We start from the raw sequence: 6,316 nt of genomic DNA, 5'->3' as shown, positions 1-6,316 counted from the left end.
GCCTCGACCGGTGGCAAGATCGACAAAGCGGACTACGCCGGCGCCGCGCAGTACGTGACCTTCGTGGCGCCCAGCGCGAACATGCCCTGCGGCGCACCGCTGGTCAGCTGCACGTCCAGCGTGATCGGCGCGTCGGTCGGGTTGGTGTAGGTGATCGCCTTGGTCTCGGGCTTGTCGTCACCGTGCGGCCACTCGTGGCGGCCGAGGTTCACCGCGACGACGTCCGCGGTCAGCACCTGGTTGATCGCCTTGGAGACGTCGATGCGGCCCGCTCCCTGGTCGAACGCGCTGAGGCCCGCCGTCGGCTTGGCCGTGGTGGCCAGCACCGACTTGAGCTGCGCGGGCGTCCACTCCGGGTGCTGCGACTTCAGCAACGCCGCCGCGCCCGCCACGTGCGGCGTCGCCATCGACGTGCCGCTGAATGCGACGTGCTCGCCGTTGGTGCCCGCAGCTGCTGCGACGATGCCGACGCCCGGTGCGGTCACCTCGGGCTTGAGACCGCTGTCTCCAACGCGAGGGCCCTTGCTGGAGAACGGGGCGAGCGAGTCGTCGCGGTCCACTGCGCCGACGGACAGCGCGGCCTCCGCGGTGCTGGGCGAGCTGACCGTACCGGTGCCGCCCGAGTTGCCCGCCGCGATGACGAACAACGTGCCGTACTTGGCCGTCAGCTCGTTGACGGCCTGCTCCAGCGGGTCGATCTCCTCGGTGTCGCCGCCGCCGAGGCTCATGTTGACGACCTGGGCGCCCTGCTCGGCGGCCCACCGCATGCCGTCGAGGATCCAGGACTCCTGGCAGCCGAACTCGACGCAGACCTTGGCGTCGAGCAGTTGCGCACCCGGTGCGACACCGCCGTACTTCGAGTCGTGGCTCGCGACCGTCGAACCGACGTGCGTGCCGTGGCCGACGTGGTCGGTGTTGTCGGGATCGGTGGTGAAGTTCTTCTCCGCGATCTGCTGACCCTTGAGGTCCGGGTGGTTCTCGTCCACGCCGGTGTCGACGATCGCGACCTTCACACCCTTGCCCGTGATGCCGCGCTCGTGGGCGGCCGGTGCGCCGATCTGCTTGACGCTGCGGTCCAGCGTCGGCTTGCGGATGCCGTCGAGCCAGACCTCGTCACCCGAGTCCACTTCGGCCTTGAGAGCGGTCCAGTCGTCCGAGGACCGTGCGCCGAGTCTCGCCTGACCGTCCACGATCAACGGCATCCGGTCGCGGTAGCCGAACTCCAGCAACGTGGTGACGTCGAAGAGTCTGCGGTCGAGCCGGCCCGCCGCCAGGGGCCCGAACGCGTCCTTCGGCACGACCATCGTGTGCCCGTCGGCACCTCGGTGGGTCTTGAACGTCATGCCCTTGCGGCCGTCGCCGGGCTGAATCGCGACGACCTGCTGACCCTGTCCCAGCAGGACCTTGTCACCGGTGACGAGGGTGACCTCGTCGATCGTCTGTTTCGGGCTGGTGGGTTGCGGTGCGGCCGAGACTTGTGTCGCCGTTCCCGCGGTCAGTGCCAGTGCCGCGAGGGCGGCGCCGAGCACTTTGGATTTTCCGCGCATTCGAATCCCCTCATGGTTCGAATTGCTGCGCGCTGTGGTCCGCGCAGGCCGGAAAACCTCCTACGGCAATGTGAAAAAGGTCCCCCGACCCTTTCGAACGTATCGATGGTGGCTTGGGTCACACAGGGCTGAACGGGCGATTTCGGGCAGCGGTCTGTTCGCCCGTCAGTTCGACTGCCAGAACTTCCAGCGAGTCTTGCGTTTCACTGACAGTTCTCCCGCGGCACGGCACCAATCCGCGAACGACGCGGCATCCTCGCGCGCGCGTGAGCCCGCGCGACGTGGGTTTTCCACGGCGTACGCGTCGAAGAGCGGCCGGAACCGGTCGCCGAGCTCGTCGGCGACCGCGGGGCCCAGCATGCGCACGATGCCGCGGCGTTTCGACAGCAATGCGCGTCGCTCGACGTCGAAGCGTTGTTCGTCGAATCCCGCCGGAACGGGTCCTTTCGCGAGCAGAGCATTCAACAGCTCGGCCTGCTGCGTGGCAAGCCTTTCGCGTGCGGACGAAAGGTCATTGCTCCCGATCATTTCAGTCACGGTACTTGTCCACCACAGCGCGGATCGCGGCGAGTTCGCTCGCGATTTCGGTGTCCGACGGGTAGTTGTCATCGCGTTCCAGCAGAACGCCGGGTGGCCGCACCCGCGAACACAGTTCGTCGAGAACGCCGAGCACTTCCGGCAGCACCGCGTGGGCGTGCGTGTCGTGATAGACGTCGCCGTGCTGCTCGCCGCCGGCCACGTGCACGTAAGCCAGGCGCTCCAACGGGATCTCGTCCAGGAACCGCTCCGGGTCCGTGCCGATGTTGCGGGCGTTCGCGTACAGGTTCGCGACGTCGACGAGCAGCCAGCAGTCCGTGCGCTCGACCAGCTCGGCGAGGAACTGGCCCTCGGTGAGCTCGCCGTCCGGCCACTCCAGCAGCGCGGCGACGTTCTCCAGCGCGAGCGGCACCGGCAGGTTCTCCTGCGCCAGCTTGACGTTCGCGACGAGCACATCGAGCGCGTCCTTGGTGCGCGGCACCGGCATCAGGTGGCCCGAGTCGAGGCCGCCCGCGCGGACGAAGCACACGTGGTCGCTCACCATCGGCGCGCCGACGGCTTCGGCGATCTTGCCGAGGTGCTCGACGCGGTGCAGGTCGACCGGGTCCGCGCCGCCGAGCGACAACGAGACGGCGTGGGGGAGCACCGGGACGCCGCGTTCCAGCAGCAACGTCACCGACTCCGGCAAGTGTCCGATGTGGAGGTTCTCGGCGACGACCTCGACGAAGTCCACGCCGGGCAGCCGTTCCACGGTCAGGTCGATCTCCGAACGCCAGCCGATGCCGACGCCCAGGTCCGTGATCCCCGCCATCAGTCGCCTCCTCCGCCGCCACCGCAGCCGCTGCCACAACTACTACCCGACGAACAGCTGCTGCCGCTCGACGAACAGCTGCTGCTCGAAGCACAACTACTGCTACCGCACCCGCTGCCGCAGCTGCTGCAACTGGACCCGCAGCCGCCGGCACTGTCCGAAGAGGACCGCCGTTTGCGGGACTGCTTGAGAGGCAGCATCCTGACGATGCTCTGGGACAGGTCGAACAGCTCGCCGACCGGCCGGCCGTTGATCTTGCCGCAGAAGCCGTGGAGCGCCACCGCGTGGACCCGGTCCGTCGCGGTCACCTGCCGCAACGCCTCCTTGCCCGCCGCGGTGACGGCTTTCCGGCCCCGCTGCCAGAGGGCGATCGCCACGGCGACCGGCACCCCGAGCAGCACCACCGGCGCCGAGAAGCTGAGCAGGACCAGGAGGAACGCGACCGCCAGGTAGAGACCCCACACCGGGTTGCCGCGGCGGGGGCGTTGGACGAGTCCGCGGTCGCGCAGGTACTGATGCAGCGCCGCCATCTCGGTGCAGTTCGCGGTCGACCGCACGATCGTGTCGAACTGGACCGGCGTCCGGGCGTAGCTCAGGATCCGCGCCTCGACGCTCGTGGTCGCCTGGTAGTCGTGCTGGAGCACGGCGGTGACGTGGCCGTCGCGCGACACCCGCACCGCGCCGACGTCGATCAGCCGGGCCAGCACGGTCTCGGCGGCCCGGCCGGGTCCCGCGGTCAGATAGCCGGCCTCTTCCGCGGACAGCCGCGCCACCTGCGCGGTCGTCGGTGTTGCCATCAGTTTCCCCCTCAACTGCTGGAACTGCTGCAGCTGCTGCTTGAGCTGCTGCAGCTCGAACTACTGCTGCTGCTGCAACTACTACTGCTGCTGCTCGAACAGCTGCTGGAGCTGCTGCTGCAACTGGAACTGCTGCAGCTGCTGCTGCTGTTGCAGCTGTTGCTCGAACAACTACTGCTGGAGCAACTGGACGCACTGCCGCAACTGCTGCAGCTCGATCCACAGCCGCCACCACTGTCCGAACGGGACTTCCTCTTGTTGTGCTGCAGGTGCAGCGGTGCCGGCGAATACAGCACCTGGGGAGGCAGGCCGAACAGGTCCGCGACCCGCTGGCGTCCCATCACGCCCCGCAGCCCGTACACCGCCACGGCGTCGACCCGGCTGCGTTGATGCGTCCGTGCGTACCCCAGCGCGCGCTTGCCCGTCGGTGTGAGCATCTTCTTGCCGCGCAGGAGGAACGCCAGCAACCACGCCACGACCGTGCCGGCCAGGAACACCCGGTCGGCGGCGAAGGTGGCCACCAGGAACCCGACGCCGACCAGGATCAGCAGCACCCGGAGGGCAACCTTGCCGCCGCTCGCCTTGCCCCAGCGCCGGCGGATCATCGCCCGGTCGGTCAGGCTCTGCCGCAACGAGCCCATCTCCTGGCTGTGCGACGCCGGTCCGACCACGTGACCGATCGGGCGGCCCGCGCCGTTCAAGCTGTTGAGGATGAACGACTCGATTCGCGTCTTGGCGCCGTGGCCGTTCTGGTGGACGGCGGTCACGAGTCCCTCTCGGGAGATCCGCACGTGACCGCCGTCCATCAGCCGGGCCAGCGCGGTCTCCGCCGCTCTGCCCGGTCCCCCTGCCAGGAACCCGATCTCCTCCGGTCTACAGCCCGTACCCGGTGTCGAAGACTTGGCCATCAGCACTCCCCTTCACTGGTGCCAGTGCATCTTCGACGTGAGATCTACCCCTGGGTTCCTGGCGTTACCTGAACAGGACCGATCAACGGAAAACGGGTCAGCCGCCGCCTCCGCCGCAACCGCCACCACAGCCGCCGCCCCCACCACAGCTGCTTCCGCTTGAACACGAGGAAGAACTGGACGAACACGAGCTGTAGCTGCCGCCGTCGCCGCTGTAACCGCCATAGCTCGACGCACCGCCGGACGAGGCGAGCAACGAGCTGCGCACCGCCAGATCCGGGTACACGGCCAAGCCGCCGAAGAGGACCAGCCCCGCCGCGCCCGCGTACAAGGCGTCGTCGGAGGTGGCCATCCTGCTGCTGGAGGACGTACGAGCCGCGCTGAGCACCGAGTTCCCCTTGCTCGTGCGCAGGTTCTTGCCCCGGCGCGTCAGGACGAAGATGACCGCGCCGGTGAGCAGGAGCAGCAACACCAGGTAGCCGACGGGCGCACCGATCGCGAGGCCGTTGACCAGGCGGACGACCCCGACCGCGAACAGCACCCACAACGCGATGGATCCCTTGCGCAGCGCGCTTTTCGCGACGTCCGGGTGCACGACGAGCCCCATCTCCTCCAGGCGGCGGCCGATCTCGGTCACGGCGTCGTCCTTGGAGACGGCGGGGATCATCAGGTTGACGGTGCGGTTGGTGTAGCGCTGGCTGTCGGTGATGACGGCGCGGTCCACCTTGTTGAGCGAGTTCGTGGTGGACGTGACCTGAACGGTGCCACGCCGGGAAGTGCGCAGCTCACCCGCGGTGAGAAGACGCGCGATGGCGGTCTCGACGACCCGCCGTGGACCGCCCGCAAGATATGCGAGCTCGTCCATGTCCAAGGAGCGCACGGGCTGGGAGCTGTGCCCAGCCCGCACGCGAACCCGGACGACGATCGCGACCAGCACGGCCAGTGCCAGCCCGATCCAGTACAGCTGAAGGAACTCCGGGCCGGACAATCCCCAAGGCTTCTGCATGCCACCCACCCCCCTGACTGCCCCCGAAATGCTTCGGTGGCGTCCATGGTGTGGTCCAGGCCACAGGCCCGCAATGCTTGTTGACGAAGCCTTAGGGTTGTCCGTCTTCTGTCACTTGTTCGTGGCTATGGCTCACTCTTCGAAGCTGTCTTCAGCTGGACGAGCCGCCGTCGACTCCGCCGGAGCCTTCGCCATCAGTACCGAAGAAGTACATGGGTGCCTCCCAGGTCGGTCCGGTCCTGGTGGCCGGACTGTGGCCCAGTCTCCTATTCGGACGGAACGAGTTTCAAGGAGACGGAGTTGATGCAGTACCGCTGGTCCGTCGGGGTCGGATACCCCTCACCTTCGAAAACATGCCCCAGGTGGCTGTGGCATGTGGCGCAGAGCACCTCGACGCGGACCATGCCGAGCTCGCGGTCCTCACGCAGGATCACCGACTCCCCGGCGAGTGGTGAGAAGAACGACGGCCAGCCGCAGTGCGAGTCGAACTTGGTGTCGCTGCGGAACAACTCGGCTCCGCACGCGCGGCACTCGTAGATGCCCTCGGTCTTGGTCTCGGTGTACTCGCCGGTCCACGGACGCTCGGTGCCTGCCTGGCGCAGCACCGCGTACTCGGCGGGTTTCAGCTGGGCGCGCCATTCCTCTTCGGAACGCACGACTTTCGGGGTGGCGCCGACAACAGGTTCCATGTCCCTTTATAACGCGGGCAC

General features: G+C 67.8%; 7 protein-coding genes. All 7 read right to left on the bottom strand.

Features of this window, described 5'->3' with window-relative positions:
- Positions 1-32: 32 nt before the first annotated feature.
- The 7 genes from ABZX92_RS06330 to msrB all read right to left on the bottom strand — a co-directional run bounded on the left by ABZX92_RS06330 (position 33) and on the right by msrB (position 6,295).
- Positions 33-1,547: a S8 family serine peptidase gene (locus ABZX92_RS06330; RefSeq protein WP_355554666.1), complete on the bottom strand. Its 1,515-nt coding sequence runs from the start codon at positions 1,545-1,547 to the stop codon at positions 33-35.
- A 165-nt stretch (positions 1,548-1,712) separates the two neighbouring features.
- Positions 1,713-2,075, bottom strand: coding sequence for a hypothetical protein (locus ABZX92_RS06325; RefSeq protein ID WP_355554664.1), 363 nt, complete (start codon positions 2,073-2,075; stop codon positions 1,713-1,715).
- Between the two features lies 1 nt (position 2,076).
- Positions 2,077-2,895: a DUF692 domain-containing protein gene (locus tag ABZX92_RS06320; RefSeq protein WP_355554662.1), complete on the bottom strand. Its 819-nt coding sequence runs from the start codon at positions 2,893-2,895 to the stop codon at positions 2,077-2,079.
- Positions 2,895-3,692: a TIGR04222 domain-containing membrane protein gene (locus ABZX92_RS06315; RefSeq protein WP_355554660.1), complete on the bottom strand. Its 798-nt coding sequence runs from the start codon at positions 3,690-3,692 to the stop codon at positions 2,895-2,897. Before ABZX92_RS06315 ends, ABZX92_RS06320 begins: the two co-directional genes overlap by 1 nt.
- 11 nt (positions 3,693-3,703) lie before the next feature.
- Complete coding sequence (locus ABZX92_RS06310) at positions 3,704-4,600, bottom strand: TIGR04222 domain-containing membrane protein (RefSeq protein ID WP_355554658.1); 897 nt, start codon at positions 4,598-4,600, stop codon at positions 3,704-3,706.
- Between the two features lie 97 nt (positions 4,601-4,697).
- Positions 4,698-5,606 carry a TIGR04222 domain-containing membrane protein gene (locus ABZX92_RS06305; protein ID WP_355554656.1) on the bottom strand — a complete coding sequence of 303 codons (909 nt, stop codon included), beginning with the start codon at positions 5,604-5,606 and terminating at the stop codon, positions 4,698-4,700.
- Positions 5,607-5,872: 266 nt separating this feature from the next.
- Positions 5,873-6,295 (bottom strand): peptide-methionine (R)-S-oxide reductase MsrB, encoded by a 423-nt coding sequence (gene msrB, locus ABZX92_RS06300; RefSeq protein WP_355554654.1) that lies wholly within the window; start codon positions 6,293-6,295, stop codon positions 5,873-5,875.
- Positions 6,296-6,316 lie beyond the last annotated feature (21 nt).

It is taken from the genome of Lentzea sp. NPDC006480 (genome assembly GCF_040611995.1).
In the GTDB taxonomy this organism is placed as follows: domain Bacteria; phylum Actinomycetota; class Actinomycetes; order Mycobacteriales; family Pseudonocardiaceae; genus Lentzea.
Note: the sequence above shows the minus strand (reverse complement) of the source record. Positions and strands in the feature narration are given on the sequence as shown.